Consider the following 21,761-nt stretch of genomic DNA (forward strand, 5'->3'; position numbering starts at 1 on the left):
GAAGTGCACCCGTACGTGGTAAGGCCCGGCCGTACGGATCGATCGCACGACCGGGGGCCGCCGAAGCCGCCGCCTCAGGGACCGGGCCGCCGGAGCCGCCGTCTCAGGGGCGGGCCGCCGAAACCGCCGGGGGGCCGGGGCACCGGAACCGCTGTCTCAGGGGCCGGGCCGCCGGACCGCCGGAGGGCCGGGGCGCCGCTGCCGCCGGGGGGCCGGGGCGCCGAAGCCGCCGTCTCAAGGGCCGGGGCGCCGGAGCCGCCCCCGGCCGCGTCGGGGCCGCCGCGGCCTCCCCGGCCCAGGCCCCGGCGCGCATCCCCGGCCCCGGCGGCTCATGCCTCCCGCTTCTCCCGCACCCGCAGCGCGCGCCGCAGGTCGTCGATCTGGTCGGCGAGCCGGCGGCGCAGGGCGGGGAGGGCGTCGGGGTCCGCGAGGCACTCCTCGCCCAGCCGCAGCGTTTCGGCGTCCACGGTGCTCGGGAAGCCGAAGCGGGCGACGGTGTCGGCGATGGCCGGGCCACGGCGGGCGCCCAGCGCGGTGGCGGCCGGGAAGTAGCGCGGCACGTAGTCGGCGAGGACGTCGTGGTGTTCGGGCTGCCAGAAGCCGGTGACGGTGGCGGTGACCAGGTAGTTGGACAGCTCTCCCGGCTCGGTGCCCGCGCCCCGGCCGTCCTCGGCGGCGCCGAAGAGGGCCTGCCAGGCGGCCTCCTTGGCGGCGGCGTCGGGCAGGGCCGCCCGGCAGCGCGCGGCGCCCTCCTGGCCGGTGGCGCTGGAGTCGCGGGCGAGTTCGGCGTCGATGTCGGCGGGGCCGACGGCGCCGAGGACGGCGAGCCGGCCGAGGATCTGCCAGCGCAGCTCGGGGTCGAGGACGGGGCCGCCGGGGACGGTGTCGCCGTCGAGCCAGTCGCTGAGCTCGGCGGGGGCGGTGGCGCTGCCGATGAACGTGCGCACGGCGGCGAGCCGCAGTCCGGGCCCGGAGCCGTCCTCGGTGCGGCGCAGCAGATCGCGGCAGGTGGCGCTGATGGTGGCCAGGGCGGCGGGGCGCTGGTCCGCGGGGAGGTAGCGGTCGGCGATCTGGGTGCGGGCGAAGGCGAGGACGCCCTGGACGATCGCTATGTCGGTCTCGTGCGGCAGATGGGCGCGGGCCGCCTCGAGGTAGTCGGCGGGCGGGAGGTCGCCGTCGCGCACCATGTCGCGGGCGGTGTTCCAGACCACGGCGCGGCTGACGGCGTCGGGGAGGCCGGACAGGGCGCGGACGACGGCCTTCCAGGAGCCGGGGTCGAGCCGGATCTTGGCGTAGGTGAAGTCGCCGTCGTTGAGGAGCAGCAGATCGGGCCGGGGCCCGGTGAAGGAGAGGGTGAGGCCGGGCTCGACGCCGTCGAGTTCGGCCTCCACGCGCCGGCGCAGCACCAGCTGGTGCGGGGCGGCGGGGGCGTGGTCGTACAGGCCGATGGCGATGCGGTGCGGACGGCTGGTGGGCCCCCCATCGGAACCGGCCCCGTCCTGGCCGGCCCCGTCCGTGCCGCCGCCCTGGTGGCGGATCTCGACGCTCCACCGGTCGCCGTTGGCGGTGATGGCGGGGGTGAGGGTGTCGACGCCGGTGGTGCGCAGCCAGCGGTCGGCCCAGGCGTGGACGTCGCGGCCGGAGGAGCGGGCGAGGGAGTCGATGAAGTCGGCGAGGGTGGCGTTGCCGAACCGGTGCCGGGCGAAGTGGTCGTTGATGCCGTCGAGGAAGGTCTTCTCGCCGAGCCAGGTGACGAGCTGGCGCAGCGCGGAGGCGCCCTTGGCGTAGGAGATGCCGTCGAAGTTGAGGCGGGCGGCGGCGGTGTCGGGGACCAGCTCGGGGGCGGGGGCGACCGGGTGGGTGGAGGGGCGCTGGTCGGCGTCGTAGCCCCAGTTCTTGCGGCGGACGCCGAAGTCGGCCCAGGTGTCGGTGTAGCGGGTGGTCTCGGTGAGGATCTGGTAGCCCATGTACTCGGCGAAGGACTCGTTCAGCCAGATGTCGTCCCACCACTTCATGGTGACGAGGTCGCCGAACCACATATGGGCCATCTCATGGGCGATGACCATGGCGCGGGTCTGGCGCTCGGCGTCGGTGACGGCGGAGCGGAAGACGAATTCGTCGCGGAAGGTGACCAGGCCCGGGTTCTCCATCGCGCCGGAGTTGAATTCGGGGACGAACGCCTGGTCGTAGGAGTCGAAGGGGTAGGGCTCCTGGAAGATCTCGTGGTAGCGGTCGAAGCAGCGCCGGGTGATGTCGAAGAGCTCTTCGGCGTCGGCTTCCAGGTAGGGGGCGAGGGAGCGGCGGACGTGCAGCCCGAAGGGCAGTCCGGCGTGCTCGGTGCGCACCGAGTGGTACGGGCCGGCGGCCAGCGCCATCAGATAGGTGCTGATGGGCGGGGTGGGCGCGAGCTGCCAGCGGCCCTCCTCCGGGGCGCCGACGCGGGTGGCGATGCCGTTGCCGAGGACGGTCCACTGGGGCGGGGCGGTGACGCGGACGTCGAAGACGGCCTTGAGGTCGGGCTGGTCGAACGCGGCGAAGACGTCGTTCGCGTCGGACATGCAGCACATGGTGTAGAGGTAGGTCTCGCCGTCGGCGGGGTCGGTGAAGCGGTGCATGCCCTCACCGGTGTGGGAGTAGCGCATGTCCGCCTCGACCCGCAGCTCGTGCTCGCCCTCGGTGAGGGCGGTGAGCGGAAGCCGTCCGTCGGCGAGCGCCCCGGCGGCGCCGGTGAGGTCCAGCTCGCGGCCGTCGAGCACGGCGCGGTGGAGGGCGGCCGGCTGTAGCTCGACGAAGGTGTCCGCGCCCGCCTCGCGCGCCCTGAAGCGAATGGTCGTGGTGGAGCCGAAGAGCTCCTCCCCGCGGGTGAGGTCGAGGTCGATGGTGTAGCGGTGGACCTCGATGAGGCGGGCTCGGATCTGCGCTTCCTCGCGCGTCAGTACGGACATGGAGACATGCTGCCCTACGTGCGGCGGGCCGCACACGGGTGGGAAGTGGTTGCCCGGCGCGGACAACCGTTCGGACGCACTACCGGAGTGCGCCCTGGGAGCCGGTGTCGGAGCGGGCGATGGTCTCGTGGTGCCGGATGACCTCGGCGATGATGAAGTTGAGCAGCTTCTCGGCGAAGCCGGGGTCCAGCTTGGCGCTCTCGGCGAGCTGGCGCAGCCGGGTGATCTGCCGCGCCTCACGGGCCGGGTCGGCCGGGGGGAGCCGGTGGGCGGCCTTGAGGTGGCCGACCTGCTGGGTGCATTTGAAGCGCTCGGCGAGCATGTGGACCACGGCCGCGTCGATGTTGTCGATGCTGTCGCGCAACCGGGTCAGCTCGTCGAGCACGGTGGGGTCGATTCCCTCGGACTCCCCCGGCGTCACCGGCTGATCGGCGGTGCGGTCGCTCGTGCTGTGCGTCATGTCTCCCGAGCCTACTTTTCCGTGGGCCGGGTCGGTCCCGGGCTCCAGGATGCGGACCGCCCCGACCCCTGTGGGGGGTTCGGAACCGGCTTCGGGGAGCCGGACGGGGGCGGGGCGGTCTGTGCGGAGGGCCGCTCGCGGTGCGGCGCCTTCACTGTGAAGGAGCGGTTCGGGCGGGAGGAGGTTCCACTCCCGGCCGGCTTTCCCACGGCCGGTCCGCCTTGGGGGCCGCGATGGCTTTGCGTGGGGCGGCGCGATGGCTTTGCGTGGGGCGGCGCGATGGCTTTGCGTGGGCTCCGCGATGGCTCCGCGGCCAGCCTCGCACGGGCCCGCGTGGGGCGCAGCGGCCGGGCCCGCGAGGGGCCCGCCGCAAATCGGGGACGCCACGGACCGGGGACGCCACCGACGGATCCCCGACACAACCCGGGGACCCCACGGACCGCGAACCCCACGGACCGGACCCGCCACAGTCTGAGGTCGCCATAGCCCCGAAGCCACCGCAGACCAACGCCCGCCACAGCCCCGGAGCTACGCAGCCCGGAGCCCCGCAGCTCGGAGCCGCCGCGACCAGAGCCCACCGCAGACCGGAGCCCCCGGGGACGCCGCTAACCGGGACCCGACGCGGCCAGGGGGCGCCGTAGCCCCGAAGCCACCGCAGACCAGAGCCCGCCGCAGCCGCGGAGCTACGCAGGCCGGAGCCACCGCGACCAGAGCCCACCGCAGACCAGATCCCGCCACACACCAGAGCCGCGGCGGACCAGGGCCCGGCTGTCAGCGGGGGCCTATAAGGTCCCCGGCATGATCGCGACGCTTCAGTGCACTGTCATCGACTGTCCGGACCCCGCCGCGCTGGCCGCCTTCTACGGGCGGATTCTGGGCTGGCGGGTGGACGACGGGGATCCCAAGTGGGCGACGCTGACGGCCGAGGACGGCCGACAGCTGGCCTTCCAACTGGCGCCGGACCATCAGCCGCCGCGCTGGCCGGACCCGGCCCATCCGCAGCAGATCCATCTCGACTTCGACGTGGACACGCGTGCGGACGCGGAGCGGGCGCGGCAGGAACTGATCCGCTCCGGGGCGACGTTTCTGCACGACAGCGAGGGGGAGCGTTCGGGGTTCCTGGTCTTCGGCGATCCGGCCGGGCACCCGTTCTGCATCTGCTACGGGCAGAGCTGAGACGACGGGCGGAGCGGGCTGGAGCGAACGGACGGGAGCCGTCGGGGCCGGTCGGAGCCGAACGGGGCCGGACGGAGCCAGACGGAGCCGGGCGGGGCCGGACCGGGCGGGGCCAGTCACGGCCGGACGGGGCCCGTCGGGGCCGGACAGGGCCGGATCGGTCGGGGCCCGACGTACGACCGGGGCCGGACGGGGCCGGACGGGGCCGGACGGGGCCGGACGGGGCCGGACGGAGCCGGTCGGAGCCGGACGGACGACCGGAGCCGGTCGGAGCCGGACAGAGCCAGTCGGACGACCGGGCCCCGACCGGCTCCCGGCGGAGGCGGGGCTGTGCCGGGGTCAGCCGCCGAGCTGCGCCGCGCCCGCCTTGATGTCCTTGGCGAAGGTGCTCACCTCGGTGTAGACGCCGGGCTTGCCGGGCCGTGCGCAGCCATCGCCCCAGCTGACGATGCCGACCTGGATCCACTGGCCGCTGTCGTCCTTGCGGAACATCGGGCCACCGGAGTCGCCCTGGCAGGTGTCCACGCCGCCCTTTTCGACGTTCCCGGCGCAGATCTCCTCGCCGGTGACGAGTTCGCTGTACGCGGCCTTGCAGGTGGCGTCGTCGACGAACGGCACGGTGGCCTTGAGCAGATAGCGCTGCTGGCCGCCGCCCTCGACGGCGGCGCCCCAGCCGGCGACGGTGAAGTTGCCCTTGTTGTAGTTCGTGTTCTCGGCGATCTTCAGGGTGGGCTGGTTGATCGGCTTGGCGAGCTTGATGAGCGCCCAGTCCTTGCCGGTGCCGTTGTAGCCGGGGGCCTGGAGGACCTCGGTGGACTTGACCTTGATGGCGCTCGAGCTCTGGAGGTCGACGACGCCCGCGGTGGCGGTGATGGAGTTGTCGCGGCCGCTGCCGTCCACGCAGTGGGCGGCGGTGAGCACGATGTCCTGCGTGTAGAGAGCGCCTCCACAGCCCATGGACAGCCGGACCATGAAGGGGAATTCGCCCTGGGCGGCGCGGGTGCCGCCGACGACCGAGGGGCTGGGCTCGGGACCGGTGGTGGCGGCGCTGGCGGTGCCGGGGGTGAGGCTGAAGGCGGCGAGGGCGACCGCGCCGAGGGCGGAGGCTCTCTTGAGGTGCTTCAGGGGGTTCCGCAACGGACTGTCCTTTCGTGGGGGGTTGGCGATGTCAGGCTCATGCCAACTCACACTCCGGAAATCTCTCCGGAATCCCGTGGATGAGCCGGTAAAACGCCCTGTGATTATGTGGAGCGGGAGATGGGGGTGACAAGGGTCGGTTTCCAGCCAGCGCGACCTGCCCAGCTACCGTTCCGCGCGCCCTCTCCAGCTGCCGTCCCGCGCGCCCTCACCACCACGTCCGGCCCGCGCGACCTGCCCACCGCCTCCGGCCCGCGCGACCTCCTACCGCCTCCGACCCGCCGCGCCCCCGCCCCACCACATCCGGTCCGCGCGGCCTCCCCACCGCCGCGGCGAACGACCGTAAGCTGGAAGCCGGACAGGGCGCGCGGCGGACGCGGTCAGGGCGCACGGCGGACGAACGGCGGACGACGGCACGGGGTGACGGCGTGGCGGCACCGGGCAGCGACATCGAGCACGGATATCCCCACCTGGACACCGTCCGGGCCGCGATCACCGCGCTGTACCGCCGGCTGTCCCGCGACACCGTGGACACCTTCGGGCTCAGCGTGCTCCCCGGCGATGTGGCCTTCTCCGATCAGGACGACCTCTATCTGGGCGTTCAGCGGGTCGCCCGGGTGATGGTGCAACATCTGCGGCTGCCCGACGCCCGGATGATCGTGAGCTTCCGGGAGATGCGGCACGCGGGGAACGTGGAGCTCGCGGCGGGCCCGGAGTACTTCATCGAGCTCAACTCCCGCTTCAAGACGCACCGCCGGGACATCGGCGCGGCCCTCGCCCACGAGGTCACGCACGTGTATCTGCACCGCCTCGGCCTGTCGTTCCCCGGCACCCGGGACAACGAGATCCTCACCGACACCACCGCCGCCTATCTCGGCACGGGCTGGCTGCTCCTCGACGCCTATCGTCAGGACTCGCTCACCAGCCAGAAACTGGGCTATCTGACACCGGAGGAGTTCGGCTACGTGCTGGCCAAGCGGGCGCTGCTGTTCGACGAGGACCCCTCCCCCTGGTTCACCTCGCCCCAGGCGTACGAGGCATACACCAGGGGGCTGGAGCTGGCCCGCCGCGACCAGAGCCATCCGCCGCTGGCCGCCGCCGGCTGGACCGGCCGCCGCCGCTACGCCAAGGATCGCCGGTCGGCCCGGTCCGACCACCCCTCCCCGGCCACCGGAGGTGACTACGCCTTCGACGACGGCCCTCCGCTGAGCGTCTCCTTCCCCTGCCCGACCTGCCGTCAGCGCATCCGGGTCCCGGTCCGCGGCCGGCTGCGGGCCCGCTGCGGACTGTGCCGTACGGTGCTGGAGTGCGACACCTGACGCGGGGCCGGATCGTCGTTCGTCGTACGGCCTTGGAGCGCGCTCGACGTCGTACGCTCACCTGCATGAGCCCTTCCATCGCCACCAACACCCGTGTCGGCCTCGATGAGCTGCTGGAGTTCGTACGTCCGCGCCACCGTGCGCTGCTGATCACCCGCCGGTCCGATGGTTCGCCCCAGGCGTCCCCGCTGACCTGCGGGGTCGACGACTCCGGCCGTATCGTCGTGTCCACCTACCCCGAGCGCGCCAAGGTGCGCAACGCCAAGCGCGACCCGGCCGTGAGCCTGGTCGTGCTATCCGACGAGTGGAACGGCCCCTGGGTGCAGATCGACGGCACCGCCGAGGTGATCGATCCCCCGGAGTCCGTGGAGCCGCTGGTCGAGTACTACCGCAACATCGCGGGCGAGCACCCCGACTGGGACGAGTACCGGGAGGCCATGCGCAAGCAGGGCAAGTCGCTGATCCGCGTCACCCCCGAGCGCTGGGGCCCGGTCGCCACCGGCGGTTTCCCGGCCCGGCTGGCGGAAAGCGGGTCCTGACCGCTACAGGTCCGACCGCTGCGGATCCTGAAGCGGCGCGTCCAGACCGCTACAGGTCCTGCCCGCTACGCGCCCTGACCACCTGACCGCTACAGGTCCGACCGCTCAGCACCGCCCCGCGCGCCCGTAGAGCACGATCCGCATCCCGGTGACGTCCCTGACGGCGCATCGGTGGAAGTACTCCGCGAGCATCTCCCGTTCATGCGCTCCCGCGGGGTGCCGTCCAGCGGCTGGCCGGGCAGGTCGTTCACCGTGACGATCCGCCCGGCCGTCGGCATGACGCGCGGACGCGGAAACGCCACGCGGCGCCCGCCCCCCGGTCGGGATGGGGGGAAGGCGCCGCGCGGCCGGTCCGTACGCCGTTGTACGGGCGGAAATCCGGGGATCCCGCGAATCCGGGGATCCCGCGAATCCCGGGAATCCGGGCCCCAGGGACCCCGGGAAATCCGGAGAACCCGGAGGATCGGGGAGCGTCAGACCGTCAGGGCCCGGTCGGTGGGGCGGATCGGGGCCGGCAGCTCGCTGGTCCCGGCCAGGTAGCGGTCCACCCCACGCGCCGCGGAGCGGCCCTCGGCGATGGCCCAGACGATCAGCGACTGGCCACGGCCCGCGTCACCGGCCACGAAGACACCCGGCACATTGGTGGCGAAGTCGGCGTCGCGGGCGATGTTGCCGCGCTCGTCCAGCTCCAGGCCGAACTGCTCGACCAGGCCGTTCTTCTGGTCGGTGCCGGTGAAGCCCATGGCCAGGGTGACCAGCTGGGCCGGGATCTTCCGCTCGGTGCCCGGCTTCTGCTCCAGCTTGCCGTCCTTGAACTCCACCTCGATCAGGTGCAGCCACTGGACGTTGCCGTCCTCGTCGCCCTCGAAGTGGGTGGTGGAGACGGAGTAGAGCCGCTCACCGCCCTCCTCGTGCGCCGAGGTGACCTTGTAGAGCATCGGGAAGGTCGGCCAGGGCTGGCCCGCGGTCCGCTCCTCGCCGGGCTTGGGCATGATCTCCAGCTGGGTGACGGAGGCGGCACCCTGCCGGTGGGCGGTGCCGACGCAGTCCGCGCCGGTGTCACCGCCGCCGATGACCACGACGTGCTTGCCCGCGGCGCTGATCGGGGACGTGGTGAGGTCGCCCTCCTGCACCTTGTTGGCGAGCGGCAGGTACTCCATCGCGAAGTGGATGCCGTTCAGCTCCCGGCCCGGGACCGGCAGGTCGCGCGAGGTGGTGGCACCGGCCGCGATGACCACGGCGTCGTACCGCTTGCGGAGCTTGGCCGCGTCGATGTCGCGGCCGATCTCCGTCTCGGTGCGGAACTTGGTGCCCTCCGCGCGCATCTGCTCGATGCGGCGGTTGATGTGCCGCTTCTCCATCTTGAACTCGGGGATGCCGTAGCGCAGCAGCCCGCCGATGCGGTCGGCGCGCTCGTAGACGGCGACCGTGTGGCCGGCGCGGGTGAGCTGCTGGGCGGCGGCCAGTCCGGCCGGTCCGGAGCCGATCACGGCGACGGTCTTGCCGCTGAGCCGCTCGGGCGGCTGCGGGGTGACGTCGCCCGCGTCCCACGCCTTGTCGATGATGGTGACCTCGACGTTCTTGATGGTCACCGGCGGCTGGTTGATGCCGAGCACGCAGGCCGACTCGCACGGGGCCGGGCACAGCCGCCCGGTGAACTCCGGGAAGTTGTTGGTGGCGTGCAGCCGCTCGCTGGCCTCGCGCCAGTCGCCCCGGTAGGCGTAGTCGTTCCACTCGGGGATCAGGTTCCCCAGCGGACAGCCGTTGTGACAGAACGGGATGCCGCAGTCCATGCACCGTCCGGCCTGCTTGCTGATGATCGGCAGCAGCGAACCGGGGACGTAGACCTCGTTCCAGTCCTTGACGCGCTCCGTGACGGGGCGGGTCTTGGCGACCTCGCGGTCAGTGGTCAGGAAGCCCTTGGGGTCAGCCATTGATCGCCGCCTCCATCATCTTCTCGTGGGTCTCGGACTCGGAGAGCCCGGCACGCTCGGCGGCGTCCTTGGCGGCGAGCACGGCCTGGTACGTAGCGGGGATGATCTTGCTGAAGCGGGCGACGGCGGTCTCCCAGTCGTCGAGCAGCGCACCCGCGACGGTGGAGCCGGTCTCCTCGTGGTGGCGGCGCACCGCGTCGTGCAGCCACCGCTGGTCGGTGTCGTCCAGCTCACCGACGGCGTCCCGGAGGTCGCCGTTGACGTTGTCCCGGTCGAGGTCGATCACGTACGCGATACCGCCGGACATGCCCGCCGCGAAGTTGCGGCCGGTGGGCCCGAGGACGACGGCGTGGCCGCCGGTCATGTACTCGCAGCCGTGGTCGCCCACGCCCTCGGAGACGACCGTGGCACCGGAGTTGCGCACGCAGAACCGCTCGCCGACCCGGCCGCGCAGGTACATCTCCCCGCTGGTCGCGCCGTACGCGAGGGTGTTGCCCGCGATGGTCGAGTACTCGGCGAGGTGGTCCGCGCCGCGGTCCGGGCGGACGACGATCCGGCCGCCGGAGAGGCCCTTGCCCACGTAGTCGTTGGCGTCGCCCTCGAGCCGCAGTGTGACACCGCGGGGCACGAAGGCGCCGAAGGACTGGCCGGCCGAGCCGGTGAAGGTGATGTCGATCGTGTCGTCGGGCAGGCCGGCGCCACCGAACTTCCGGGTCACCTCGTGGCCCAGCATGGTGCCGACGGTCCGGTTGATGTTCCGGATCGGCACCTGGGCGCGGACCGGCTGGGCGGCCTCGGCGCTGTCGGCGTTCAGCGCGTCGGCCGCCAGCTTGATCAGCTGGTTGTCGAGCGCCTTGGCCAGGCCGTGGTCCTGCTCGACCACCTGGTGGCGGACGGCGCCCTCGGGCAGCTCGGGCACGTACAGCAGCGGGGCGAGGTCCAGGCCGCGGGCCTTCCAGTGCTGAACGGCGCGGGTGGTGTCCAGCAGCTCGGCGTGGCCGATGGCCTCGTCCAGGGTGCGGAAGCCCAGCTCGGCGAGGAGCTCGCGGACCTCTTCGGCGATGAACTCGAAGAAGTTCACCACGAACTCGGCCTTGCCGCTGTAGCGCTCGCGCAGCACCGGGTTCTGGGTGGCGATGCCGACCGGGCAGGTGTCCAGGTGGCAGACGCGCATCATCACACAGCCGGAGACCACCAGCGGCGCGGTGGCGAAGCCGAACTCCTCGGCCCCGAGCAGCGCGGCGATCACCACGTCGCGGCCGGTCTTCAGCTGGCCGTCGGTCTGCACCACGATGCGGTCGCGCAACCCGTTGAGCAGCAGCGTCTGCTGGGTCTCGGCCAGGCCCAGCTCCCAGGGGCCGCCCGCGTGCTTGAGCGAGGTGAGCGGCGAGGCGCCGGTGCCGCCGTCGTGGCCGGAGATCAGCACCACGTCTGCGTGCGCCTTGGAGACGCCCGCGGCCACCGTGCCGACGCCGACCTCGGAGACCAGCTTGACGTGGATGCGCGCCTGCGGGTTGGCGTTCTTCAGGTCGTGGATCAGCTGGGCGAGATCCTCGATCGAGTAGATGTCATGGTGCGGCGGCGGGGAGATCAGGCCGACGCCCGGGGTGGAGTGCCGGGTCTTGGCGACCCACGGGTAGACCTTGTGGCCGGGCAGCTGACCGCCCTCGCCGGGCTTGGCGCCCTGGGCCATCTTGATCTGGATGTCGTCGGAGTTGACCAGGTACTCGCTGGTCACGCCGAAGCGGCCGGAGGCCACCTGCTTGATCGACGAGCGCCGGGCGGGGTCGTGCAGCCGCTCGGAGTCCTCGCCGCCCTCACCGGTGTTGGACTTGGCGCCCAGCCGGTTCATGGCGATGGCGAGGGTCTCGTGCGCCTCCTGGGAGATGGAGCCGTAGCTCATGGCGCCGGTGGAGAACCGCTTGACGATCTCGCTGACCGGCTCGACCTCGTCGATCGGGATCGAGGGGCGCTCGCCCTTGAAGGAGAACAGACCGCGCAGCGTCATCAGCCGCTCGGACTGCTCGTTCACCCGCTCGGTGTACTTCTTGAAGATGTCGTAGCGGCGCGACCGGGTGGAGTGCTGGAGCCGGAAGACCGTCTCGGGGTCGAAGAGGTGCGGCTCGCCCTCACGGCGCCACTGGTACTCGCCGCCGATCTCCAGCGCCCGGTGGGCGGAGGGGACGCCGGAGGCGGGGTACGCCTTGGCGTGGCGGGCGGCGACCTCCTTGGCGATGACGTCCAGGCCCGCACCGCCGATCTTGGTGGTGGTGCCGTGGAAGTAGGTGTCCACGAAGGACTGGTCCAGGCCGACGGCCTCGAAGACCTGCGCGCCCCGGTAGGAGGCCACGGTCGAGATGCCCATCTTGGACATGACCTTCAGGACGCCCTTGCCGAGCGCCTTGATGAGGTTCTTGATCGCGGTGTCGGCCTCCATGCCGGGGAGGAACGTGCCCGCCCGGACCAGGTCCTCGACCGACTCCATGGCCAGGTAGGGGTTGACGGCCGCGGCGCCGTAGCCGATCAGCAGCGCGACGTGGTGCACCTCGCGCACGTCGCCGGCCTCGACCAGCAGCCCCACCTGGGTGCGCTGCTTGGTGCGGATGAGGTGGTGGTGGACGGCGGAGGTGAGCAGCAGCGAGGGGATCGGGGCGTGCTCGGCGTCCGAGTGGCGGTCGGAGAGCACGATCAGCCGGGCGCCGTCCTCGATGGCGCGGTCGGCCTCGGCGCAGATCTCGTCCAGCCGGGCGGCGAGCGCCTGACCGCCGCCGCCGACCCGGTAGAGGCCCGAGAGGTTCGCCGCCTTCAGGCCGGACATGTCGCCGTCGGCGTTGATGTGGATGAGCTTGGCCAGCTCATCGTTGTCGATCACCGGGAAGGGCAGGGTCACGCTGCGGCAGGAGGCCGCGGTCGGCTCCAGCAGATTGCCCTGCGGGCCCAGCGAGGAGATCAGCGAGGTGACCAGCTCCTCGCGGATGGCGTCCAGCGGCGGGTTGGTGACCTGCGCGAACAGCTGGGTGAAGTAGTCGAACAGCAGCCGCGGCCGCTCGGAGAGGGCGGCGATCGGCGAGTCGGTGCCCATCGAGCCGATCGGCTCGGCGCCGGTCTTGGCCATCGGCGCGAGCAGGACCCGCAGCTCCTCCTCGGTGTAGCCGAAGGTCTGCTGACGGCGGGTGACCGAGGCGTGGGTGTGCACGATGTGCTCACGCTCGGGGAGGTCGGCCAGGCCGATGAGACCGGCCTCGAGCCACTCGCCGTACGGCTGCTCGGCGGCCAGCTGGGCCTTGATCTCGTCGTCCTCGATGATGCGGTGCTCGGCGGTGTCGACCAGGAACATCCGGCCCGGCTGCAGCCGGCCCTTGCGGACCACCTTGGACGGGTCGATGTCCAGGACGCCGACCTCGGAGGAGAGCACCACCAGACCGTCGTCGGTGACCCAGTACCGTCCCGGCCGCAGACCGTTGCGGTCCAGCACGGCGCCGACCTGGGTGCCGTCGGTGAAGGTGACGCAGGCCGGGCCGTCCCAGGGCTCCATCATCGTGGAGTGGTACTGGTAGAAGGCGCGCCGGGCCGGGTCCATGGTGGGGTGGTTCTCCCACGCCTCGGGGACCATCATCAGCACCGAGTGCGGCAGCGAGCGGCCACCGAGGTGGAGCAGCTCCAGGACCTCGTCGAAGGTCGCCGAGTCGGAGGCGTCCGGGGTGCAGATGGGGAAGACGCGCTCCAGCCCCTTGTCCCCGAACAGGTCGCTGACCAGCTGGGACTCCCGGGCGCGCATCCAGTTGCGGTTGCCCTGGACGGTGTTGATCTCACCGTTGTGGGCGACGAAGCGGTAAGGGTGGGCCAGCGGCCAGCTCGGGAAGGTGTTGGTGGAGAACCGGGAGTGGACCAGCGCGATGGCCGTGGCGAAGCGGCGGTCGGAGAGGTCCGGGAAGAACGGCTCCAGCTGCCCGGTGGTCAGCATGCCCTTGTAGACCAGGGTGCGGGAGGACAGCGAGGGGAAGTAGACCCCCGCCTCGCGCTCGGCGCGCTTGCGCAGCATGAACGCCTTGCGGTCCAGGGCCAGGCCGGTGCTGGTGCCGTCGGCGACGAAGAGCTGGCGGAAGACGGGCATGGTGGCGCGGGCGCCGTTGCCCAGCAGTTCGGGGGCGACGGGCACGTCGCGCCAGCCGAGGACGGTCAGCCCCTCCTCGGCGGCGAGCCGCTCGATGTGCTCCGCGCCGGCCGCGCCCTCGGCCTCCCCCTCGGGGAGGAACGCGATGCCCACGGCGTAGCCGCCGGCCTCGGGCAGTTCGAAGCCGGTGACGCCGGCCCGCAGGAAGGCGTCCGGAACCTGGACGAGGATGCCCGCGCCATCGCCGGAGTCGGGCTCCGAGCCGGTGGCGCCGCGGTGCTCGAGGTTCCTCAGCACGGTGAGAGCCTGCTCCACGAGCTCATGGCTGGCCTCACCGGTGAGGGTCGCCACGAAGCCGACGCCACAGGCGTCGTGCTCATTGCGTGGGTCGTACATCCCCTGGCGGGCGGGGTGGGATGCGGAACGCATCGGCTCTCCCGTCGTCGTCATGGCATTTGTGCGTGTGCCGAGGGACGACGTTGGCCCTCCGCGAGAATTTCGTGCAGGTTACATGATGGGCGGCTTCTCGGGAACCGGAAATTCCATTCCATCATGCGGACACCCCGGCGACAGGGTGACGTCAGGCGATACAGGCAATAAGGGGCTGAGCGACCGATGTCGCCACGGCGCGGATCGGGCGACACTGCCCAAGCGCTTCGGGCTTATGCCCACCGGTAAACGGATCGAAACCGTCAAGTAACGGCGTAATTATGCGGCTCGCCGTATGGTATGTCATCCTACGGCCGTTCCGAAGAGCGTGCCCAGGGCGTAGGTCACACCCGCCGCCGCACCGCCCAGCGCCAGCTGCCGCAGCCCGCTGTACCACCAGGAACGGGCCGTCACCCGCGCCACCACCGCACCGCATCCGAACAGCCCGATCAGCGCCAGCACCAGGGCCGGCCACAGCGCCGTGGCACCCAGCAGATACGGCAGCACCGGCAGCAGCGCCCCCAGCGCGAAGGAGCCGAACGAGGACACCGCCGCGACCCGCGGCGACGGAAGGTCGTCCGGGTCCACGCCCAGCTCCTCGCGGGCGTGTATCTCCAGCGCCTGCTCGGGGTCGCGGGACAGCTGCTCGGCCACCTGCCGGGCCAGCTCCGGCTCCACCCCGCGCGACTCGTAGAGCGCCGCCAGCTCCTCCAGCTCGTCGATGGGGTGCTTGCGCAGCTCGCTCCGCTCCACCTCCAGCTCGGCCTGGACCAGATCGCGCTGGGAGGCCACGGAGGTGTACTCACCGGCGGCCATCGAGAAGGCACCGGCCGCCAGACCCGCCAGACCGGTGATCACGATGGTGTGCCGGTCCACGGCACCACCGGCCACACCGGTGATCAGCGCGAGGTTGGAGACCAGGCCGTCCATGGCCCCGAAGACGGCCGGGCGCAGCCACCCGCCGTTCACGTCACGGTGGGTGTGGTTGTCGCGGTGGGCGATGTGCGGGGACTCGGCGCTGTCGATGACGGACATATGCAGATGTGCTCCCTTCGAGAAGGGTGTGGCGATGTGGCCCTCACCCCAACGGTTCGAAGGTACGCACGAATTCCCCTGCTCCGCCAGCAAGGAAGGCCGAACTTACCTCGCTGACCTGCGAAAACGTAAAGAGGCCGCCGAACCTGGAGGGGTTCGGCGGCCCGCTGGGCACACGCTGGTACGGATCAGGGTTTCTTGGAGGGCTCCGCCTCGGCGGCCACCGCACCGGCCTTCCCGGCACCGGTCTTGTCGGCACCGGTCTTGTCGGCACCGGCCTCGTCCGCGCCGGTCTCGTTGGCACCGCCCTTGTCCGCGCCGGTCGTGCCCGCGGCGTCGCTCTCGGCCGGGGCCTCGCCGCTCGCACCGGTGACCGGGGCCGGGCCGGCCGGGCCGTCCTCGGCCGCGGCGGGCTCCACGACCTCCTCCCGGCCGGGGACCTTCTTCGCGGAGATCACCAGATAGGCCACCGCGCCCAGGAAGACCACGATGGACGTCCAGTCGTTGAGCCGCAGCCCCAGTACGTGGTGGGCGTCGTCCACCCGGAGGTACTCGATCCAGAAACGCCCCACGGTGTACGCCGCGACATAGAGGGCGAACGCCCGGCCGTGCCCGAGCCTGAAGCGGCGGTCCGCCCAGATCACCAGCAGGGCCACGCCCACGCACCACAGCGACTCGTACAGGAAGGTCGGGTGGTACGTGCCGGCCACCCGGCCCGCGTCGGCGTCACCGTCGATCTTCAGCGCCCACGGCACCGTGGTCGCCTTGCCGTACAGCTCCTGGTTGAACCAGTTGCCCCAGCGCCCGATGGCCTGGGCGAAGGCGATCCCGGGTGCGATGGCGTCCGCGTACGCCGGGAGCGGGATCCCCCGGCGGCGGCAGCCGATCCAGGCGCCCAGCGCGCCCAGCGCCACGGCACCCCAGATCCCGAGGCCGCCCTGCCAGATCTTGAACGCGTCCACCCAGTCACGGCCGTCGGTGAAGTACAGCTCGTAATCGGTGATGACGTGGTAGAGGCGCCCTCCGACCAGGCCGAAGGGCACCGCCCAGACGGCGATGTCGGCGACGGTGCCGACCCGGCCGCCCCGGGCGACCCAGCGCCGCCCGCCGAGCCAGACCGCGACGAAGACGCCGATGATGATGCAGAACGCATAGCCGCGCAGCGGGACCGGACCGAGATAGATCACGCCGGACGACGGGCTGGGAATGTAAGCGAGGAGGTCCATGACAGGACCGACGCTACCGTGCCGGGCGGGAGATGCGGCACCCCACCCGGCAACGGCTGCGTAACGAGGATCAGTCGCGGGCCGCCGCGAGGACCATGCGCTTGAGCTTGTTGGGGCTCAGCGGCTTGTCGGGATCGCCGTACACCGATTTCCCGTCCAGCAGCACCGTCGGCGTGGCGGCGTAGCCGGAGTGGGCGAACACGTCGTTGGACTTGCGCACCCAGCCGTCGTGCCGGCCGTCCTCGACGCACTTCCGGAAGGCGGGGGTGACCAGCCCGGGGACCGTGTCCGCCAGCTTGATCAGCCGGTCGTTGTCGGCGTAGACGTCCCGCGTCTCCTCGGCCTGATGGCGGTAGAGCACGTCGTGGTACGCCCGGAACGCGCCGGCGCCCCGGTCCTGGGCGCAGGCCGCCGCGTTCGCCGCGCGGAGCGAACCGGTGCCGCCGAGGTTCCCGTCGATGATCGTCACCAGGTGGTACTCGACCCTCAGCCGGCCGTCGTCCTGCAGCTCGTGGACGGTTGCGCGGAAGACGTCCTCGAACTGCTTGCAGCCGGGACAGCGGAAGTCCTCGTACACCGTCAGGGTCGCCGGGGCGGCCTTCCCCGGTTTCTCCGGCTTCCCCGCCTTCCCCGAGGGGATCACCAGGCGTCCCTTGCCGACCGCTCCGCGCGGCGGCACCACCGAGCCGCCCGACTTGCCCGAGTCGTCAGCGGATGTGGACGCGTACATGCCCACCGCCCCGGCGGCGGCGAAGACGGCCACCACCGCCCCCAGGACGCCCAGCGTCCGCTTCCGCTTCGCCCGCGCCCGCTCCCGCTCACGCTGTTCCCGCAGGCGCTCACGGGCGCCGCGCTTTCCCTCACGGTTTCTCTGACTCACGCCCTCGCCTAACGAGGCGGAGGAGCGCCGCTGGGCTCCTCCGCCCCGTTATTCCCTCTAACGAGCGACGCGGACGCCCTCCGCCAGCTCACCCGCGAGCCGGCGCAGCGCGGCCAGACCGGCCTCGGGGTCGCCCTCGGTGTCCAGCAGCCGCTTGACGAAGGCCGAGCCCACGATGACCCCGTCGGCGAACGCCGCGACCTCCGCCGCCTGCGTGGCGTCCGAGACGCCGAGCCCCACGCACACCGGCAGCGAGGTGGTCGCACGGGTGCGCTCCACCAGCGCGCGGGCCTCCTGGCCCACCGATTCCCTCGTTCCGGTGACACCCATCAGGGACGCCGCGTAGACGAAACCGCTGCCCGCCGCGGTGATCTTCGCCAGCCGCTCGTCCCGGCTGCTGGGCGCGACCACGAACACGGTCGCCAGACCGTGCTGCTCGGCGGCCTTCCGCCAGATCTCCGACTCCTCGACCGGCAGATCGGGCAGGATGCAGCCCGCGCCGCCCGCCTCGGCGAGATCGGCGGCGAACCGCTCGACGCCGTACCGGTCCACGGGGTTCCAGTACGTCATGCACAGGATCGGCGCACCCGTCCGGGCGTGCACCTCCCCCACCGTGCGGATCACATCGCGGATCCTGACCCCGCCGCGCAGCGCGATGTCATCGGCGGTCTGGATCACCGGTCCGTCGAGCACCGGGTCGCTGTGCGGCAGCCCGACCTCGACGATGTCGCAGCCGCCCTCGATCATGGCGGTCATCGCGTCCACGGCGCCGTCGACGGTGGGGAAGCCGGCGGGCAGATAGCCGACGAGCGCGGCGCGCCCCTCGTCCTTGGCGTTCGCCAGCACCGATCCCAGCAGCTCCAGATTCCCGGCCATCACTTCGCCCCCTGGTCGTCGTGCCGGTCGGCCTGCTGGTCGTCCCGCTGGTCGTAGAGCCCGAAGTACCGGGCCGCGGTGTCCATGTCCTTGTCGCCGCGCCCGGAGAGGTTGACCAGCACCAGACCGTCGGTGCCCAGCTCACGGCCGAGGTCCAGGGCGCCCGCCAGCGCGTGGGCGCTCTCGATCGCCGGGATGATGCCCTCGGTCTGCGACAGCAGCCGCAGCGCCCGCATGGCCTCGTCATCGGTGACCGCCCGGTACTCGGCGCGGCCGGTGTCCTTCAGATACGCGTGCTCCGGCCCGACGCCGGGATAGTCCAGTCCGGCCGAGATCGAGTACGGCTCGGTGATCTGGCCGTCCTCGTCCTGGAGGACGTAGGACCGGGAGCCGTGCAGGATCCCGGGCTCGCCCTGGCTCAGCGTGGCCGCGTGCTCCCCGGTGGCCACACCGTGCCCGGCGGGCTCGAAGCCGACGATCCGCACGCTCTCGTCCGGCAGGAAGGCGTGGAACAGCCCGATCGCGTTGGAGCCGCCGCCCACACAGGCCGCGACCGCGTCCGGCAGCCGCCCGGTCCGCTCCAGGATCTGCCGCCGGGCCTCCACCCCGATCACCCGGTGGAAGTCGCGCACCAGCGCCGGGAAGGGGTGGGGCCCGGCCACGGTGCCGAAGAGGTAGTGGGTGCGGTCCACATTGGCGACCCAGTCCCGGAACGCCTCGTTGATGGCGTCCTTGAGGGTGCGGCTGCCGGACGTCACGGCGATGACCTCGGCGCCCAGCATCCGCATCCGCGCCACATTGAGCGCCTGCCGCTGGGTGTCCACCTCGCCCATGTAGATGGTGCACTCGAGCCCGAACAGCGCACACGCGGTGGCCGTGGCCACGCCGTGCTGTCCGGCGCCGGTCTCGGCGATGACGCGGGTCTTGCCCATGCGCTTGGTGAGCAGGGCCTGCCCCAGCACGTTGTTGATCTTGTGGGAGCCGGTGTGGTTGAGGTCCTCCCGCTTGAGGAAGACCCGGGCGCCGCCCGCGTGCTCGGCGAACCGCGGCACCTCGGTCAGCGCGCTGGGCCGACCGGTGTAGTTGACCAGCAGATCCTCGAGCTCGGCCGCGAAGGCGGGGTCCGCCTTGGCCTTCTCGTACTCGGCGGCCACCTCGTCGACCGCGGCGACGAGCGCCTCGGGGATGAACTTGCCGCCGAAGGCGCCGAAATACCCCTCGGCGCTGGGCACCTGACCCTCCGGGTCCGGGATGAAGAAATCAGAGGACATGCGATGTACTCCTCGGTCGGGGCATCGCCCCGCAACGGATGTGATGGGTGGGAAACCGCGTCCGCGCCGTGCCCCGCAGGGCACCCCCCAGCCGTGGCCGGGAGGAAACCGCGCCCCGGGAAAGGGGGAGGCTCAGCGCGCCGCCGTCCCGCGCCATCGACGCCCGTTGATCTGGCCCGGCTCACAGCCGATGTGGTAGCGCACGCGCCGCCCCCGCACCCGCCGCGCGGGCGCACGGCAGCCCCGGGGCCGGCAGCCCCTGGCCAAACGCGCGTACGTCTCCATGGTGCGCCGATCCCGCCTCGTCAGTCCCGGCCGTGGCGCAGCGCCGGATGGGCGCCCGCCGCCACCAGATCGGCCACCGCGGCCTTGGGGTCGCGCCCGGTCACCAGGGACTCGCCGACCAGCACCGCGTCCGCGCCGTCGTTCGCGTAGGCGATCAGGTCGTGCGGACCGCGCACCCCCGACTCGGCGATCTTGACGATGTGGTCCGGGATCTCCGGTGCGACCCGAGCGAAGTTCGACCGGTCCACCTGGAGGGTCTTGAGGTTGCGCGCGTTGACCCCGATCACCCGGGCTCCGGCGTCCACCGCTCGGGCGACCTCCTCCTCGTCGTGCACCTCGACCAGCGGGGTCAGCCCGATCGACTCGGCCCGCTCGATGAGCGAGACCAGCGCCTCCTGCTCCAGGGCGGCGACGATCAGCAGGATGACGTCGGCGCCGTGCGCCCGCGCCTCCCACAGCTGGTACGAGGTGACGATGAAGTCCTTACGGAGCACCGGGATGTCGACCTTGGCCCTTACGGCCTCCAGGTCGGCCAGCGATCCGCCGAAGCGCCGCTGCTCGGTCAGCACGCTGATGACGGCCGCGCCGCCCGCCTCGTAGTCGGCGGCGAGCCCGGCGGGGTCGGCGATCGCGGCGAGCGCGCCCTTGGACGGGCTGGACCGCTTGACCTCGCAGATCACCTTGACGTCGTCGCCCTTGAGCGCGGCGACACCGTCCTTCGCCGGCGCCGCCTTGGCCGCCCGCTGCTTGAGCTCGTCGAGGGTGACGCGCGCCTGCCGCTCCGCGAGGTCGGCACGGACTCCGTCGATGATCTCGTCGAGCACACTCACCGAGCGGCCCCCTTCCGGGACGGGGATGAAGATTCTGATCGGTTTCTGATCGGTGTCGGGCGGGTCGAGCGGGTCGGTCAACCGCGTCACCCGGCACTGCGATGGTAGCCGCCGGAGGGCCGAGGTCTCGCATCCGGTTGACGCGGAGACCCTCCACATGGGCACATGGACATCCACAACAGCGGTCACGGCGTCAGTAGTCCCTCGAACGGGAAATTCCGGACCACGGTGAAGACCAGGGCCACGCCGCCGAGCGCGCCCGCGTGCCAAAGCCGCGGCGCCGGGAAGCGACCGCGCACACACCACACCACCCAGCAGACGGCGAAGACCGCGTAGCAGCCGACGGCGAGGGCATTGTCGCGCAGGGCGGCCGGCAGATCGCCGTGCGCGAGGGCATGGGCACCGCGCAGCCCGCCGCAGCCGGGGCAGTACAGCCCGGTGAGCCGCAGCAGCGGGCAGCCGGGGTAGTGGCCCGGCTCCCGGGGGTCGACGGCGCCGACGTAGCCGAAGGCGGCGAGGACGCCCGCGAGCACGCCGAGCGGTGCGGCGAGACGCCGCACCAGGGGGACCGGGACGGTCGGCGGTGGTTCGCTCACACCGCCGAGTCTCCCCCCATATCCGCGAAGGCGCAGCTCAGGGCCGGTGTACCGACCTCCGTACGGCTCAGCGCGGAGCCCCGCGGAGACGGCCGGAGCCCCGGGCCGCGCCCCGGCTCACTGCTGGGTCTGCGCCTGCGGCTGGGCCTGCGCGGCGGTCTTCGGCTGCGGGGGCTGGGTCTTGGGCATGCCCAGACCGGCCGCGCGCATCGCCGCGCCGACGATGCCACCGAGGGCGATGACCGCGATGCCCGCGAAGAAGCCGACCGGCTTGGCCGCCACGGTGAACGCGCCGGCGACGCAGAAGCCGATGAAGGCGATGGTGACACCGGTCCAGGCGGCCGGGGTGTGTCCGTGGTTGTGACCCGCCATGAATACTCCTCGTAGCTGTACTGCGCCTGGTCCGGGCGCTCGGGGGCGAACGCTCCCACGCCATTGTCCCCGACGCGCGAAACGCCCATCAGCGGGGGTGGACATTGCGGCGGGAGGCGGGAAGGCGCCCCGGAGAGAGGGCAGGGCGGGCCCAGGTGAGACCGGAAAGCGACCCGGAGGAAAACGAAAACGGAAAGGCGGGCGCGCGGGAGACCGTGAGCCGAGCCGGAGGGAGGCAGGAGGGCGACCCGGCGGGAGACGGGGAGCCGGGCGGAGGGGGACGAGCAGCCGGGCAGCTGGGTGGCGGGAGACGAGCAGCCGGACGGAGGGGGACGAA

The 21,761-nt window shown here is 72.0% G+C and carries 17 protein-coding genes; 3 read left to right on the forward strand and 14 right to left on the reverse strand.

Annotation, left to right across the window (positions count from 1 at the left end; genetic code table 11):
* Window positions 1–329 precede the first annotated feature (329 nt).
* Both pepN and AXW62_RS13435 read right to left on the reverse strand, forming a co-directional pair.
* Window positions 330–2,945 carry an aminopeptidase N gene (pepN, locus tag AXW62_RS13430; protein WP_060944727.1) on the reverse strand — a complete coding sequence of 872 codons (2,616 nt, stop codon included), beginning with the start codon at window positions 2,943–2,945 and terminating at the stop codon, window positions 330–332.
* A gap of 79 nt (window positions 2,946–3,024) precedes the next feature.
* Entirely contained in the window at window positions 3,025–3,405 is a 381-nt protein-coding gene (locus AXW62_RS13435) for a chorismate mutase (protein ID WP_051886251.1), read from the reverse strand.
* A 798-nt stretch (window positions 3,406–4,203) separates the two neighbouring features.
* Between AXW62_RS13435 and AXW62_RS13440 the strand changes: the two genes are divergently transcribed.
* Window positions 4,204–4,581 (forward strand): VOC family protein, encoded by a 378-nt coding sequence (locus AXW62_RS13440; RefSeq protein ID WP_060944728.1) that lies wholly within the window; start codon window positions 4,204–4,206, stop codon window positions 4,579–4,581.
* Window positions 4,582–4,920: 339 nt separating this feature from the next.
* Here AXW62_RS13440 and AXW62_RS13445 read toward each other — a convergent pair whose 3' ends face one another.
* On the reverse strand, window positions 4,921–5,718 hold the full coding sequence (locus AXW62_RS13445) for a S1 family peptidase (RefSeq protein WP_060944729.1): 798 nt from the start codon (window positions 5,716–5,718) through the stop codon (window positions 4,921–4,923).
* Between the two features lie 428 nt (window positions 5,719–6,146).
* Between AXW62_RS13445 and AXW62_RS13450 the strand changes: the two genes are divergently transcribed.
* Together AXW62_RS13450 and AXW62_RS13455 are read left to right on the forward strand one after the other, a co-directional pair.
* The gene (locus AXW62_RS13450; protein ID WP_060944730.1) at window positions 6,147–7,037 is read left to right on the forward strand and encodes a hypothetical protein; all 891 of its coding nucleotides are present in this window, start codon (window positions 6,147–6,149) and stop codon (window positions 7,035–7,037) included.
* A 65-nt stretch (window positions 7,038–7,102) separates the two neighbouring features.
* Complete coding sequence (locus AXW62_RS13455) at window positions 7,103–7,576, forward strand: PPOX class F420-dependent oxidoreductase (RefSeq protein ID WP_060944731.1); 474 nt, start codon at window positions 7,103–7,105, stop codon at window positions 7,574–7,576.
* A 473-nt stretch (window positions 7,577–8,049) separates the two neighbouring features.
* Here AXW62_RS13455 and AXW62_RS13460 read toward each other — a convergent pair whose 3' ends face one another.
* From AXW62_RS13460 to AXW62_RS13505, 11 genes are all read right to left on the reverse strand, one after another.
* Window positions 8,050–9,510 carry a glutamate synthase subunit beta gene (locus tag AXW62_RS13460; protein ID WP_060944732.1) on the reverse strand — a complete coding sequence of 487 codons (1,461 nt, stop codon included), beginning with the start codon at window positions 9,508–9,510 and terminating at the stop codon, window positions 8,050–8,052.
* Entirely contained in the window at window positions 9,503–14,053 is a 4,551-nt protein-coding gene (gene gltB / locus AXW62_RS13465; RefSeq protein ID WP_060944733.1) for a glutamate synthase large subunit, read from the reverse strand. The genes AXW62_RS13460 and gltB overlap by 8 nt, the downstream gene beginning before the upstream one ends.
* 303 nt (window positions 14,054–14,356) lie before the next feature.
* Window positions 14,357–15,088 (reverse strand): VIT1/CCC1 transporter family protein, encoded by a 732-nt coding sequence (locus AXW62_RS13470; RefSeq protein WP_030831811.1) that lies wholly within the window; start codon window positions 15,086–15,088, stop codon window positions 14,357–14,359.
* 188 nt (window positions 15,089–15,276) lie between these two features.
* Window positions 15,277–16,314, reverse strand: coding sequence for a prolipoprotein diacylglyceryl transferase (lgt, locus tag AXW62_RS13475; RefSeq protein ID WP_060944734.1), 1,038 nt, complete (start codon window positions 16,312–16,314; stop codon window positions 15,277–15,279).
* Window positions 16,315–16,384: 70 nt separating this feature from the next.
* Window positions 16,385–17,194, reverse strand: a complete 810-nt coding sequence (locus AXW62_RS13480) for a DsbA family protein (protein ID WP_060944735.1) — start codon at window positions 17,192–17,194, stop codon at window positions 16,385–16,387.
* 57 nt (window positions 17,195–17,251) lie between these two features.
* Window positions 17,252–18,070 (reverse strand): tryptophan synthase subunit alpha, encoded by an 819-nt coding sequence (gene trpA, locus AXW62_RS13485; RefSeq protein ID WP_060944736.1) that lies wholly within the window; start codon window positions 18,068–18,070, stop codon window positions 17,252–17,254.
* Window positions 18,070–19,341 (reverse strand): tryptophan synthase subunit beta, encoded by a 1,272-nt coding sequence (trpB, locus tag AXW62_RS13490; protein WP_060944737.1) that lies wholly within the window; start codon window positions 19,339–19,341, stop codon window positions 18,070–18,072. Before trpB ends, trpA begins: the two co-directional genes overlap by 1 nt.
* 132 nt (window positions 19,342–19,473) lie before the next feature.
* Window positions 19,474–19,626, reverse strand: coding sequence for a tryptophan biosynthesis modulator TrpM (gene trpM / locus AXW62_RS47100; protein WP_369522985.1), 153 nt, complete (start codon window positions 19,624–19,626; stop codon window positions 19,474–19,476).
* A 20-nt stretch (window positions 19,627–19,646) separates the two neighbouring features.
* The gene (gene trpC / locus AXW62_RS13495; protein ID WP_030831793.1) at window positions 19,647–20,456 is read right to left on the reverse strand and encodes an indole-3-glycerol phosphate synthase TrpC; all 810 of its coding nucleotides are present in this window, start codon (window positions 20,454–20,456) and stop codon (window positions 19,647–19,649) included.
* Window positions 20,457–20,641: 185 nt separating this feature from the next.
* Window positions 20,642–21,052 carry a DUF2752 domain-containing protein gene (locus tag AXW62_RS13500; RefSeq protein ID WP_060944738.1) on the reverse strand — a complete coding sequence of 137 codons (411 nt, stop codon included), beginning with the start codon at window positions 21,050–21,052 and terminating at the stop codon, window positions 20,642–20,644.
* 117 nt (window positions 21,053–21,169) lie between these two features.
* Window positions 21,170–21,424: an HGxxPAAW family protein gene (locus tag AXW62_RS13505; RefSeq protein WP_030831787.1), complete on the reverse strand. Its 255-nt coding sequence runs from the start codon at window positions 21,422–21,424 to the stop codon at window positions 21,170–21,172.
* Window positions 21,425–21,761 lie beyond the last annotated feature (337 nt).

The organism is Streptomyces hygroscopicus subsp. hygroscopicus (genome assembly GCF_001553455.1).
In the GTDB taxonomy this organism is placed as follows: Bacteria; Actinomycetota; Actinomycetes; order Streptomycetales; family Streptomycetaceae; genus Streptomyces; species Streptomyces hygroscopicus.